We start from the raw sequence: 13921 nt of genomic DNA, 5'->3' as shown, positions 1-13921 counted from the left end.
ATGGCTACTTTCGCACTCTCCCGATACGCCCGCTATCCGCGGTTCGGCGTGCTTGCCGTCGCCACCTGCACGCTCGCCGCCTGCTCGTTCGGACCGAGCGGCGAGCCGCCCGCGATGCCACAGCCGGCGCACTATGGCGCCGCCGCGCAGCCGACGCAGACTGTGCCCGCACAAGGCGTCACGCAGCAGTTCGTGGTCGGCGCGAAGCCCGTGCCCGAATGGTGGAAGCAGTACCAGTCGGACGCGCTGAACGCGTTGGTCGATGAAGGTCTGCGCAACAGCCCGACACTCGCCGCCACCGACAAGAATCTCGCCGCCGCCCGCGAGCAATTGCGCGCGCAGATCGGCAGTTCGCTGCTGCCGACCATCGACGCGGGCGGTCAGGCGACCCGCAATCGCGCGCTGGCGATTCCCGAAATCGGCCCCAACACATTTCTCTACAACATCTTCGTCGGTCAATTGCAGGCGCACTACACGTTCGATCTGTTCGGCGCGTCGCGTCTGGCTAACGCCGCGCTCGCCGCACGCGTGAACGTACAGGTCTACCAGTTCGATGCCGCACGCCGTGCGCTGGCGGCCAACATCGTGACGGCGGCGATCACCAGCGCCGCGCTGCATGCGCAGATCGACACCACCGAGCGGCTCGTGGCGATCGCCAACGACCAGGCGCGCGACACGCAGCGCCGCTATGTGCTGGGCGCGGTCTCGCACGCCGATCAGTTGAGCGCGCAACAGAGCGCGGCGAGCCTGGCGGCGAGCCTGCCGACGCTCAAGCAACAATGGCTGACCACACGTCACGCGTTGGCAGTGCTGCTCGGCCGCACGCCGGACGCCGCGCCCGATGACCTCGATCTCGCGCGCCTGCACGTGCCGGAGCAGGTGCCGGTGGTGGTGCCGTCGGAGTTGCTGCGTTCGCGGCCGGACATCCAGGCCGCCGACGCCGCAGTGAAGGCCGCCGCAGCCGATGTCGGCGTCGCGACCGCGCAGATGTTCCCGACGCTGTCGCTGAGCGCATCGATGGGACAAGGCGGCTTTAGCTGGCCGGTGGCGCTGTCTGGTGCAGGCGCGATCTGGAGCATCGGCGCGTCGTTGTCGCAGCCGCTGTTTCATGGCGGAGCGCTGGTCGCGCAGCGACGCGCGGCCCAGGACACCTACGACGCGACGATCTCGCAGTACAAACAGACCGTGTTGGCTGCGTTCCAGAATGTTGCTGACACGCTCGCGGCGCTCGAACATGATGCGCAGGCGTTGGACTCGGCGAACGTCGCCGCACGCTCGGCGCAAGGCGTGTTCGAAGAGACGTCGGGACGTTATCGGCTGGGCGCGCTGCCGGTCGCAGCGACACGTTCGAGCGAGCAGCAGTTTCGCAATGCTCAGCTCGATGAGATCCGCTATACCAGCGCGCGTTTGACGGACACCGCGGCTTTGTTTCAGGCGATGGGGAATCCGCTGGTCGAAGCGGCAATGTCATCTACGCCAGCGGCGAGCGCCGGCATGCCTAACTAAACCTGGGAGTCCGTACTGAAGACAACTGACTTATCCCCAGTTTTTTGTTGAAGAGCCTGTTGAAAACTATCTGACAAGCGGGCTAACACGTTGAACGCGCTGGGATTTGGGTAAGCGGTGTGGAATCAGCCAGCGGGCGTTGGGGGCTGCATGCCATCCGAATTGCTCGACGGTCTGTCGATTGGCTCTTGGGTGACAGTCATGTATTGCCTGATTTCGGGCTGACCCAGCGCGATCGCATTGAGCATTGCGACTCCAAGCCTTCACGCAAATTCATCGTCAAGCGTGAATTCAAATTCATCTAACAGTATCGGTACCTCGAATATTCCAGCCAGCAGCGGAGCCAGCTTGACTGGGTCAATTAACTGCACATTCATGCGTTGACGATCTTGGTCATAGTTCAGAACCACGGAGCGCGGTGGATCAATCGCCATCGATATCCTCATCACTGTGCGGCCTGTCAAGCGGGTGCTGCGTGACGTTCAGACATTGTTTGATACCAGGTCGGCCCGCTGCAATGACATTGAGCATTGCTACTCCCAACTGTCGTGCCAGTTCGTCGTCAAACTCGAAATTGTCATCGCCCCAAAAAAACGGCACTTCCATACTTCCGGCCACAATGGGTGCCAACCTGGCTGAATCCACGGCTTGCATGATCAGTTGCTGCGGATTTTCGGTGTAGGTCACAACTACGGAATACGGCGGATGATTAGCCTTCGATACGAACATGGCGGATGTTTATCCATTATTGCCCTCGGCGCTGTCGATATACAAAAGAGGCGGCGGTTGTCCGCTGCTTCGTTGCGCTGACGACTAGCCGATTGGGTCTTGCGTAACGCTCATGTATTGTTTGATGTCAGGCTGCCCCAGTGCTATCACAGTGAGTATCAGCGCCCCAAGCCGACGCGCGAACGCGTCATCAAGCCTGAAATTGTGCTCGTCCAGCAGGATTGGCATTTCTAATTTCCCGGCCACGACCGGGGCCAATTTGGCTCGATCAATAGCTTGCACTGCAATCTCCTGACGATCTTCGAAATAAGTCAGAACCACAGAATATGGCGGATGTTTAGGCATTAATGCCCTCTGCACACTTGATTGATTTGAAATACCCTCTGCTTGCACAACGCGACTGCCCGCACGCCACGATCCACACAGGCCTCGGCCCCACACGCAATGCCAGTTCAAGCGCAATCTCGCCCGCTCACCGAGCAGGCGGGACAGGATTACATGAGTTACTCCGAATTGCTCGGTGGCCTATCGATTGGCTCTTGCGTGACAGTCATGTATTGCCTGATTTCGGGCTGGCCCAGAGCTATCAGATTCAGCATTGTGGCTCCAAGCCCTTGCGCAAATTCGTCGTCAAGCTTGAAATCGTGTCCGTTCAACGAGATCGGTATTTCGAATTGCCCGGCCAGGAGTGGCGCCAGCCTAGCTCGATCAACTGCTTGCAAGGCAAACTCTTGACGATCTTCCATGTAGGTCAGAACCACACAGTACGGCGGATGATTCGCCATCAATACCCCCTGCAGGATTGGTAATTTTGAAATGCCTTCTGTTTACATAGCGCGAGATCCCGGGCGCCCCCCTGGGGAAAGCAATCGCATCGCACATTGACATCTGCACATTGTATTGCGCGAAGCATTCATCCTCGCGATCTTCCCTCGCACTGCACTTCACCGTTCCCCCACCACCATTCCCGGCTCCGAAGACGGTGCTATAAAGCGCTGACCTTTTCGCAGAATCCGTCACGTCCGGCACGAGGATCGGATAAGGAACCTGCGACTGATCACTCAGCATCAGTTCCGTTGTCTCGCCCCACTTCGGAAGTATATCGGTCAACTCACTACCAAAAAGCTTTCCCGATAACTTCGCCTTCCACGCCATATAGCACTCGACGCAGAGTGCCGGAGGGGAAGCAACAGCCGCAGACGTTGATCCCGTGAGGTTTGCGGGTGGCGAAACCGGATCATCACCCAAATACCAGTTGGTGAGCCATACATCCAGTTCGGAATCGCTGATCGGTTTCCACCAGGCGCCGTTCGTTGAAACATTCGCTGTGCGCGTCAACACCGCGCCGTTCGGGCCGTACTTATAAACGACCTGCAATGTGCGGGCGAGTCCGCCATTCGCCACGCCTGCCGGCTCATCATAGGTAAAACTCGATACGCGACCACGCACATCGTAAACAATGCCTGCCTGCCCGCTATTACTCGCAATCGTTCCCGGACGATTGTCGGGGTTGCGCGCCAGCGTCCGCATCTGCCAACCCGACACGGCATCGCGCGTCGTTGCGATGTTGCCCCTTACGTCGTAGGTGTAGCTCCAGTCTTCAATCGTTTTGCCATCCTGAACGATCGTGCCCGACAGAAGACGACCTGCTCCATCGTAGCGTGCACTGACCGTCAACTGACTGCCGGTCCCGACCGCCTGCATCCCCTGTTCGCCCGTCAGGTCCGTCGTTTGCCGCTCCGTGTAACCTGTAACGTTGCCGCTTGCGTCATAGACAAACGTACGGATCTTGCCCGGTGTAGCGACCAGATGGGGACGCAACGAGCTGGCATCGTTATATTCGATCGACGTTACCGCCTTTTTTCCCGCGACCGTTGCAATTGCTTTTGTTGGCCGGTTGGCGCTGTCCCAGGTGTACTGGATATTTCCGTCAGGGGTCACTCTCTGCTGCAGATTGCCTGCTGCATCCCACATGCGCGACACCGTGCCGCCTGGTGTGGCAATTGAACGAGGCCGCAACGTGTCTGCCGCCTCAAAGGTGTACACGCTGGCGCCGGACATGTCACTGACTGTCGTCCCGCCAGAACCGTAGCTCAATGACGTAATGCGCGTTGTGTCGGGATGAGTAACCGAGACGACACGGCCGCTGGCATCGTAACTCCATGTTGCGATCCGTGAGCCGGACTCATCCTTTGCTCCTGTCAACGCATTGGGGAAACGCGCGTCCTCGTACAGATACTCATGCACATAGGCATCCGGTTCTCTTACCGAAACAAGATTGCCCTTCGCGTCATAGGCATAATGTACGGCTTGCCCGGTTGGAGGCACTACGCTCGTAATGCGGCCGCTACTGTCGTAACCCGGCGTGAGCACCAATCCGTTCTGCGCTGTCCACGCTGTGCTATCAGCCGGTCGCTGGCCAATGTTCACGACCCGCTGCCCGTCGTATCCAACTTCGCGGAGCATCCCCGTGCGGGTCTTCTCGGTATAGAACATGCCTGTGGTATCCGAGTAGCCTTCTGTCGTCCCTCGTTGCTCGTCTTTCAGGTAGTAGTAGCCATCCCCTGCTTTCGTCAGTGACAGTCCGCGATTTCCCGGCACGACCCACGCTCCACCGATCAACTTGAACGTCACAGGTTGCTCGGCACCTCGATAAGCAACAATGGTCGGTACGGTCGCGTTGACCCGACTCAAATCAATCCTTCGCTGCCAGTTGTTGATCCAGTTGCTCCCCATCAATGCCTGCGAGGCGTCATAGGGTTTTGATAGATAGATGCGCCTGAAGACACGTGGAGAGGCGTCGCCGCTCGTATAGTCAGCTTCGGAAAGCGTGACCGTCCCCTTTGCCGGCAGCACCGGGTCCGCCACCGGGCAGGAGTCGTCAGGCGTGGCGTTGTTGTTCGGCGTTGTTGGGGTGTTGCACCACTGATCGATCTGAGCGAGGTCGTTGATACAGGCGTAGTTGCCCAGACCACCTGGCGTATTGCCAGTCACGTCAAGCTTGCAGGTGGGTGTACCCGGCGTCGCGCCGGACTGTGCGTAAAGCGAGGAGCAATCGGCGGCGTTTGCTCCGGGCGCGAAAATGAGAAACATGAACGCCGCTGTCAGGCGTGTTGCAAGGCCTGTCGCTTTGACAGCAATTCCAGTTCTTTTCATTGTTATCCCCTACTGGTTGTACGTGGTTGTTTCCCAAGTACCCTATAGAGTGCGCACCACCTCCCTCAATCCGACAACTCCTAAAAATGCGATTTCCTTTTGAACGCACGAACAACCCGGTCTGCTCATTGGCAAGGCGCTTAGGAAAACACGGCTAACCCCTGTCAGGATATTTACGGCACCCGCTTCCGCACGCGCCTGGTCGCTGCATCGGCTGATGCAGCGCGGCGCCTGGTCGTGCTGACGATCACCGTCGTGCGACTCGTGTTGGCGCTAGCCCGATTCACGCTGCTGCCTCAGCCGTCCTTCCCAGGTTCAGATCATCCCGGGTCGTGGGCAGACGTGCGTCTGCCCGCTAGTGGAAGCGGCAGCGTCCTCGACGTCATCGGCGAAAACGTACATGCCCAACTAAACCTGGTAGTCCGTACTGAAGACAGCTAACTTATCCCCAGTTTTTGTTGAAGAGCCTGTTGAAAACTATCTGACAAGCGGGCTAACGCATTGAGCGCGCGGGGATTTGGGTAAGCGGTGTGGAATCAGCCAGCGGGAGTCGAGTGGCTGCTTGTTCTTGCGATGAAGCGCTCGGGATGCCTCAACGTTATCCCCAGTTTGTGTTGACAGAACTGTTGATAACCGCGGGGCTACGCGCTTAAGTGCTTGAAGCGAATCGCTTTGTAAAGGCCGGTGCGGTTGGATGCAGCAGCACACAGGGATGCGAGTCGGGCGCGGAACATATCGGCGCGCTGCCCCTTATCCACAGAATGTGTTCATAGACCTGTTGATAACGCCTTGAGATTCCGATCAAGTGCTTGAGCGCGTTATGGATTCGGGATCAGATACTTTTGCTGACGCGGTACGGACGCTGCGCGTCCTGAAGAGAGACGTCCCGCTCGCGGCGAGACGTCGTGCTGGAGACAAAACTTGCGTGTGCGGCCCACACAGCCCGCACACGCTCGCTCATCAAGGCTTGTTCGATTCGAACAGATCCAGGATCTGTTTCTTCTCGCTCGACGACACGCTCGGCGGCGGCACCACCGGCGGTGTCAAACCCGCCGGGCCAACGCCGCCGACCGCGTCGCCACTCACGCCCGCCATCGGATTGGCGGAATCCAGGCCGATGCTGGCGACGAAGCCGTTACCCGGCGTCATGTTGGTGAAGAACAGTTCGCCGTCGACCACGCTCACGCCGTCCGGCTGTTGCGGTTCGGTTTGCGGCACGCCGCGCAGCGCGCGCTGCATGTACTCGACCCAGATCGGCAACGCGAGCTGCGCGCCGAACTCGCGGCTGCCGAGGCTCTTCGGCTGGTCGTAACCCATCCATGCGACCGCCACCAGCGACTGCTGATAGCCGGCGAACCAGCCGTCCTTCGCATCGTTGGTGGTACCCGTCTTGCCCTGCAGGTCGGAACGATGCAGCACGTTGGTGCCCGCGCCCGTGCCGGCCGTCGCCACCGAATGCAGCAGGCTGTTCATGACGTAGGCGTTACGCGGCTCGAGCGTGCGCGGCGCGTCGCGCCCGGCGGTCAGCGGCTGCGCTTTGGACAGCGGCACGCCACGCGCGTCGGTCACCTCGTTGATCAGATACGGATTGATCCGGTAGCCGCCATTCGCGAACACCGAGTACGCGCCCGCCGACTGCAGCGGCGTAACGAGCCCCGCACCGAGCGCCATCGGCAGATACGGCGGAGTCTTGTCGGCGTCGAAACCGAAACGCTGCGTGACGAAGTCCTGCGCGTACCTGGTGCCGATGAACGACAGAATGCGGATCGACACCAGGTTCTTCGACTTCTGCAACGCGAGGCGCATCGGCATCGGACCGTCAGGCTGGTCGTCGTCCTTCGGCTCCCACGCATCGCCACCCGGCGTGCTCGCCGGGAAGTACAACGGCGCGTCGTTGATGATCGTCGCCGGTCCGATACCCTTGTCGAGCGCCGCCGAGTAGATGAACGGCTTGAAGCTCGAACCCGGCTGACGCCACGCCTGCGTGATGTGATTGAACTTGTTCTTGTTGAAGTCGAAGCCGCCGACCAGCGCGCGGATCGCGCCGTCCTGCGGCGTGAGCGACACGAGCGCGCCTTCCACCTGCGGCAGTTGGGTGATCTGCCAGTTGCCCTTGTCGTCGGCGACCAGACGCACGATCGAGCCCGGCTTGATCCGCGTGGACGCCGCCGCTCGCGCGCTCAGTGCACCGGCGACGAAGCGCAGACCGTCACCGCGCACGGTCACCTGAGTGCCGTCCACCAGCTGCGCCTTCACCTGCTTCGGACTCGCGTCCGTCACCACGCCCGCGATGATCTCGCCGTTGTCCGGGTGATCGGTGAGCGCGTCGTCGATGGTCTGATCGCGGTCGTCGCCCGGCTCGGGCAGTTCCACGAAGCCTTCCGGTCCGCGATAGCCGTGGCGCCGCTCGTAATCCATCACGCCCTTGCGCACCGCGCGATACGCGGCGTCCTGATCCGCCGAATCGATCGTCGTGGTGACGTTCAGGCCGCGCGTGTAGGTTTCGTCCTTGTACTGCGCGTACATCATCTGCCGGACCATTTCGGCGATGTACTCGGCGTGCACGCTGTATTCGTTGCCGGGATTACGAGTGTGAATCTCTTCTTTCACCGCTGCGTCGTACTGATCCTGGCTGATGTATTTCAGCTCGAGCATGCGCCTCAGGATGTACTCCTGACGGATCTTCGCGCGCTTCGGATTGACCACCGGGTTATACGCGGACGGCGCCTTCGGCAAGCCGGCAAGCATCGCGGCTTGCGCCAGCGTGATGTCTTTCAGATCCTTGCCGAAATACACGCGCGCAGCCGCGGCGAAGCCGTAAGCGCGCTCGCCCAGATAAATCTGGTTCATGTACAGCTCGAGAATCTGATCCTTGGTCAGCGCGCGTTCGATCTTGTACGCGAGCAGCATTTCGTAGATCTTGCGCGTATAGGTCTTCTCGCTCGACAGGAAGAAGTTGCGCGCCACCTGCATCGTGATCGTGCTGGCGCCCTGCGACGCGCCGCCGTGCGTGAGGTCGGCAAAGCCGGCGCGCAGAATGCCCACGAAGTCGACGCCGCCATGCTCGTAGAAGCGATAGTCTTCGATCGCGAGCACCGCTTTCTTCATCTGGTCGGGGATGTCCTGGAAGCGCACGAGGCTGCGCCGCTCCTCGCCGAACTCGCCGATCAGCACGTGGTCCGCGGTGTAGACCCGCAGCGGCACTTTCGGGCGATAGTCGGTCAACGCGTCGAGCGACGGCAGTTGCGGCCCCATCACCACCAGCGCATAGCCGATGATCAGCGCACCCACCACCGCAACGCTCGCGAGCAGGCCGGCAAACCAGAGCGCGATGGTCGCGCCGAACGAACCGCGGCTCGGCCCCGGTTCGCGCGAGGCGGCGTTGCGTCCTGCAGTGCGTTGGCGCGAGTCCCGGTCTTCACCGGCCGGAGAATGGGAGGAATGCGGTCGTTTGATGATTGGCATGAATGGAATAGTGGGCGCGTAACAGAACGCCTTTCGGCCCGCGCTCGTGGCGCGCGCATGGGTCGTGGTCGAGCATCGTAGCCTGAGGCGCAAACCGCCGCGCGACCGCTTGCCCCCGGCCAGCCGCACGGCACGCCTGGAACCATGTCCGGCGCAACGCAACAGCGCATTTTAAAGAAATCAGGCGCGCTCCAAGACAGTTTTTTTGTAAGAAATCCCTTTTCGCGATGCCAGCGGGTGGTTCCGGGCGGTCTGCGGTGCGCGCAGCGCGGGTTGTCGACAGAAAATGTTGAAAGGTCTGAGGACAAGCCGCCTGGAAAGGCCGCAACCCGTTGATGTCACGCGATTTTCATGCGTCGGCCGTTCCGCATCGGTGCAACTCGTCATATGATGGACGCGGCGCATGCGGCGACCCCGATGCGCGCGACGCCGTATGCCAGCCCTTTGACCCGCCAATGCCAACAAGTATGCGAGCCGATCATGAACAAGCCCAGCGAGCGCATCGTCGTTTTCGTCACACCCGCGCAGAAGCGCGCAATCACGGCCACCGCCGAGAACCTGGGCATCAGTGTCAGCGAGCTGATGCGGCGCGCGGTGCTGAGCTTCGGCGCGACCAGTGAGCAGGTGAAAGCGGCCAGCATCGTCGACCGGCTGCGCGCGCCGCGCGCACCGGACGCGCTCAATGCCGCGCTCCAGCGGGTGGCGCGTGGCACGCGGCACGCGCGCTCGGCACTGCCGGTGGCGCTGCAGGCACGCGGGGACAACGAGGCAGGTGCGCCAGCGGCCGACGCCCCGGCAATCGGCCCGGCGAGTTCGCTGCCCTCGGCGGCCGCGGCTGATTCCGCGCCCGCCTCGCGCGGTCTGCCGCGCGAGCCCGTGACGGCGGAGCCCGCGCCGCTGTTGCCAGCGGGTCTGGCCGCCGCCCTCGCCGCCGAAGTCGATCTGGAAGCCGCGGCGACCGCCGAAGCTGTCGCGCGTGTCGCGGCGGCCCGAGCCGCGGCGGCTGACGATGCGATGCTGCAGCAGACCGATCCGCAAGCGCAGCCGCGCCGTGTGCCGAAGCGCCCGCGCATCGACAGCGCGCGCGACGACGACGATCCACGCAACGATCCCAGCACCGAAGGCGGCCGCTTCGCCTGATTAAGAATTACGCCGCATTTCGCGCGGCGTGAACGGGCAAGTTGCATATCGTTACATTCGCGCGATTTCGAATTAGCCAGCTTTCGATATTGCAAGCTTTATCAGTTAAATCGCAATCTGCGTGGAAGACAAAGCGTCTTTAATACATGCGCTGTATGCATGATTTGCGTCACCGAACCTGTATCGCCAAACGCGGCGCAACCCTCGCCCTGACGCCCGCAATCATTGACGCACAACCCTTTTGCACAGCGCGCCCGCTCCTCTCGCCGATCTCCGGCAATACCCGCCGCGCCCCACCGGCCGGCCATTTCGGCATGACACCTTTAAGCCGTTTTTAAGAACGCTGGTGGTGTAATATCCGCCAGCAAGTCAATCACCCGTCGCGTTTTAACCTTTGAAACTCTCCGCCATTCCTATTCAAATCGAACCGTTGACGGCCGCGCTATTGCAATTGGCGAGCGCGCCCCTAACTTCGGTCCGGACGCTGCGCAGCATCTCGCGCAGCGGCGTAGAGTAGCGGTTGAAAGCAAGAGTTGAGCGCGCGGAATTATTCAGCGCCGACACCATTTCCTGGAGGTTTTCATGTCGCTTTTTGACAGCATTTCGCGCACGCTCAAAGGTCTCCTGAACGACGCGGCCGACTCCGTGCAAGATCCGTCGCGCGACTCGCGCCAGATCGTGCGCGAACTCGACGACAGCATCGGCAAGGCCGAGAACTCGCTGATCGAGATTCAGGCGCAAGTGGCCACGCAGCAAAGCAAGCGCGACGTCGCCGCGGACAAGGCGAAGAAGTATGAAGACGGCGCAAAGCGCGCGCTGCAAGCGGGCGACGAAGCGCTCGCGCGTGAAGCGCTCGGCGCACAGGCCACGGCCGAAGCCGAACGCGATGCGCTCGCCAGGGAACTGACCACGCTCGAGCCATCGGTTGCGCAACTGAAGAGCCAGATCGAAGACATGCGCGGTCGTCGCAACGACCTGAACGCGCGCTCGAACATCCTGCAGGCGAAGCAGCAGATCGCGCAGGCCAAAGACGTCGCGGCCACCGCATTGGGCGGCATCGGCGGCAAGAACCTGTCCGAGGATTTCCAGAAGCTGGAAGACAAGGTCGCGTTGTCGAATGCCCGTTCGGACGCGCGTCTGAATTCGGCCGACGAGACTAGCGGCAAGGCACTCGACGACAAGCTCGCGGACCTGAACCGCGGCCCGTCCGTCGAAGACCGTCTGGAAGCGCTGAAGAAGCAGCTGAACACGCCGGCGCAGTAATGCGCCAGCCGTACATGCCGGCGTGCGCATGCGGGGCGTCCGCGTGTAGTGCGTCGGTATGCTGGCCGCTGCCTCGCGCGGCCACTCGACATGACTGAAGGAGACGGGCGCTGCGCGCCCGGTCCGCAAATGAAAAAATTTCTTGCATCCGTATTCGCTTCATTGCTGCTGGTATCGGCTGCGGCGTTCGCCTTGCCCACGGTTCAGCAGATCGAATCGGCGATGGCGCAAGGCAACTGGCAACAGGCCGATGCCGGTCTGGGCGAAGTGCTGCAGGCCCATCCGAACAATGCTCGCGCGCATTATCTGTACGCCCAGGTGCTCGATCGCGAAGGCCGCTATGGCGACGCGCTCGCCCAGGTGCAACAGGCGAAGACGCTCGACCCGCAAATCCGCTTCACCGACCCGGGCCGTTTCGCGCAAACCGAAGCACGTATCCGCCGGGACGCGGAACGCGCGGGCGGCAACACATCCAATCGCGCCGCGAATCCGTTCGTACAGCAGAATGCGCCTGCCGTGCAGCAACAGTCGGCGATGATCTCGCAAGCGCAACAACGGCATGGTCCGGGGGTGGGTATGTGGATCGGTATCATTGTTCTGCTTGTGGCGATCGCGCTGGTGCTGCGCTGGACCGTGCGCCGCGCCCGCACGCAAGAAGATACGCGCGCCGACGACGATCGTCGCGTGCAACTCAAGCGCGCGACGGACATGCTCAACACCGTGCGCTCGCTGAAGCTCGATGTGAAGCTGTCCACTGCGCCGGGTCATGAGGCGCTGGAGAAGGAAGTCGAAACGACCGAAGACCAGCTGCGCGGTGTCGTCGAAACCTTGTCGAACGGCAAGAATCCGCTGCCGCCGTATCAGCTCGACGAACTCGAGCAACGCGTCGGCAGCCTGCGCGCTCGCGCCGACGGGCGGCCCGATCCGGCTGCCGCGCCAGCCGCCGGCAGTCAGCAGTCGCCCTATGCGCAGGAAGCCGAACGTTTCGGCAACCCGCCGCAAGCGCCCTATCCCCCACAAGCGCCTTATCCGCAGCAAGGGCCGTATCAGCAGCAACCGCCGGTCATCGTGCAGCAAGGCGGCGGGTTCGGCGGCGGCATGGGCGGTTTGCTGACCGGCGTGCTGCTCGGCGAGGCACTGAATTCCGGACGTGAGCGCGTGGTGGAACGCGACGTGATCGTCGACGACGAAGCCCGGCGCCGTCGCAACGAAGGCGGCAATGGCGGCGGCCTCGACTTCGGCCAGGGATCGAACGACTGGAGCGATAACGGCGGCGGCGGCGACGTCGACATGGGCAGCAACGACGATTCCGGCGGCTGGACCGATACCTGAGCATCGTGCGATAGCGCCGCGCGAATCTGCGCGGCGCCGCTCTGCGTAACTGTTCGAGCTGGCCGATCGTGGACGACGGTTCGGACAGTGGAAGGTTCATCGGCGAACCCTCAATTCGCGGCTGCAACGAAAGCCAGGCTAGAGCGTCTTGTATCGATGCATTAGCGCGCGAATTGCATCCCTCAGCTCCGCCCTTGCCCTTGCCCTTGCCCTTGCCCCGCGAGCGATACCAGCAAGCGCGCAACTTCTTCAGGTTGAGGAAAGTCAACCGTACGCAAATTCAACTGCGCCTGATGGTTAAAGAAAAATACCTGACCGGTATGCCGATCGACACCAGCGGCCCGGCCGTTCAGGAAATCGAGCCACGCATCCAGCTTGCTGGGATCGGGAATCGCGCCCACCCAACCTGCACGCGAGCCAAACCTCGCCAGCCACGTTTGCATCGCTCGCGCATTGTCGCCCAGCGGATCGATGCTGCAGGATACCAACTGAAGCGGCAGCGTGTTGTTCGACAAGTAATTCTGCACCTGTGCGAACAAGGCACCCTGAATCGGACAGGTGGCGCTGCAACCCGTGAACATCAGTTGCAGTGCCGTTGCACGACCGATGAGCAGTTTGCGCAAGGTCGTCTGGCGGCCCGTGTCCAGCATCAGATCCATGTCCGGAACGTCGAGCGGCGGCTTCACGATACCCGCACTGTTATGTGCGCGCGACACCTCACATACGCCAGAGAGCGCCAAAGCCGATGCGGTGCGCAGCACGGCTCTGCGCATGGGTGAAAAGCTCATGGGAACGTTATCTATCAACCGGGTGAGAGTAGCGATGCATGATAATCAGTATTCCTGAGTTAAAAAAACCCATAGTGCCGAGCATTGCTCCCGGCTCATGTCGTAACGGGGCATCACCTCGTCGATGATGACGCTATTCGGATCTAGCCCGTCACGCACCGCCCGGCAAAAAGCGGCCACATCATATCTGCTTGCGGGACCGCCGCGCCGCGGATGGCTTTCGGTCAGCAGCGTCGCCGTGAGTGCCGGGGCGAACCCGGCTTGCCCTATCTGTATTGCAGTGGCATGGCAATTGGCGCAGCGTGTGGCAGCCGGCGGAAGATCGAGATGGTGGCCCGCAAGTCGGGCTCGTATCGGCACAGCCGCTTCGTATAGTTGCCTGCCCTGGGCGAGTTCCGCGTCGTGAGCGGCGACCGACGTTTGCCACCGGGTCAGTGCCTGCCAACCGATCCAGACGCATGCCACAACGACGAGCGCCCCGCTCCAATACCAGCGCACCGCCCGCGAGCGTGCGTCGCGCCCGATCATGCCTCGCCAACCTC

At 61.7% G+C, this 13921-nt stretch carries 11 protein-coding genes; 4 read left to right on the top strand and 7 right to left on the bottom strand.

The features are described 5' to 3' along the window. Window positions 1-1506 (top strand): efflux transporter outer membrane subunit, encoded by a 1506-nt coding sequence (locus tag BN2475_RS09580; RefSeq protein ID WP_094779291.1) that lies wholly within the window; start codon window positions 1-3, stop codon window positions 1504-1506. A gap of 263 nt (window positions 1507-1769) precedes the next feature. On the opposite strand, the gene BN2475_RS36315 is transcribed toward BN2475_RS09580, so the two are convergent. From BN2475_RS36315 to BN2475_RS09550, 5 genes are all read right to left on the bottom strand, one after another. Then, window positions 1770-1940: a hypothetical protein gene (locus tag BN2475_RS36315; protein WP_342744599.1), complete on the bottom strand. Its 171-nt coding sequence runs from the start codon at window positions 1938-1940 to the stop codon at window positions 1770-1772. Next, window positions 1930-2235 (bottom strand): hypothetical protein, encoded by a 306-nt coding sequence (locus tag BN2475_RS09570; RefSeq protein ID WP_094779290.1) that lies wholly within the window; start codon window positions 2233-2235, stop codon window positions 1930-1932. Before BN2475_RS09570 ends, BN2475_RS36315 begins: the two co-directional genes overlap by 11 nt. 84 nt (window positions 2236-2319) lie before the next feature. Continuing rightward, a complete protein-coding gene (locus tag BN2475_RS09565) occupies window positions 2320-2580 on the bottom strand; it encodes a hypothetical protein (protein WP_094779289.1) in 261 nt (86 codons plus the stop codon). Between the two features lie 363 nt (window positions 2581-2943). After that, window positions 2944-5391, bottom strand: coding sequence for a DUF6531 domain-containing protein (locus BN2475_RS09555; RefSeq protein ID WP_245841239.1), 2448 nt, complete (start codon window positions 5389-5391; stop codon window positions 2944-2946). Between the two features lie 960 nt (window positions 5392-6351). Further along, on the bottom strand, window positions 6352-8856 hold the full coding sequence (locus BN2475_RS09550) for a penicillin-binding protein 1A (RefSeq protein WP_094779287.1): 2505 nt from the start codon (window positions 8854-8856) through the stop codon (window positions 6352-6354). A gap of 480 nt (window positions 8857-9336) precedes the next feature. Here BN2475_RS09550 and BN2475_RS09545 point away from each other — a divergent pair, with 480 nt between their 5' ends. The 3 genes from BN2475_RS09545 to BN2475_RS09535 all read left to right on the top strand — a co-directional run bounded on the left by BN2475_RS09545 (window position 9337) and on the right by BN2475_RS09535 (window position 12591). After that, window positions 9337-9996, top strand: a complete 660-nt coding sequence (locus BN2475_RS09545) for a plasmid mobilization protein (RefSeq protein WP_094779469.1) — start codon at window positions 9337-9339, stop codon at window positions 9994-9996. A 582-nt stretch (window positions 9997-10578) separates the two neighbouring features. After that, window positions 10579-11259 carry a PspA/IM30 family protein gene (locus tag BN2475_RS09540; protein WP_094779286.1) on the top strand — a complete coding sequence of 227 codons (681 nt, stop codon included), beginning with the start codon at window positions 10579-10581 and terminating at the stop codon, window positions 11257-11259. Between the two features lie 129 nt (window positions 11260-11388). Beyond that, on the top strand, window positions 11389-12591 hold the full coding sequence (locus BN2475_RS09535; protein ID WP_094779285.1) for a tetratricopeptide repeat protein: 1203 nt from the start codon (window positions 11389-11391) through the stop codon (window positions 12589-12591). Between the two features lie 182 nt (window positions 12592-12773). On the opposite strand, the gene BN2475_RS09530 is transcribed toward BN2475_RS09535, so the two are convergent. Together BN2475_RS09530 and BN2475_RS09525 are read right to left on the bottom strand one after the other, a co-directional pair. After that, on the bottom strand, window positions 12774-13364 hold the full coding sequence (locus tag BN2475_RS09530) for an SCO family protein (protein WP_094779284.1): 591 nt from the start codon (window positions 13362-13364) through the stop codon (window positions 12774-12776). Window positions 13365-13424: 60 nt separating this feature from the next. Beyond that, window positions 13425-13907, bottom strand: coding sequence for a hypothetical protein (locus tag BN2475_RS09525; RefSeq protein WP_143325761.1), 483 nt, complete (start codon window positions 13905-13907; stop codon window positions 13425-13427). Between the last annotated feature and the right edge of the window lie 14 nt (window positions 13908-13921).

The organism is Paraburkholderia ribeironis (assembly GCF_900019265.1).
Classification (GTDB): domain Bacteria; phylum Pseudomonadota; class Gammaproteobacteria; order Burkholderiales; family Burkholderiaceae; genus Paraburkholderia; species Paraburkholderia ribeironis.
The sequence above is the reverse complement of the archived record's forward strand: the minus strand, read 5'-3'. Positions and strand labels throughout refer to the sequence as shown.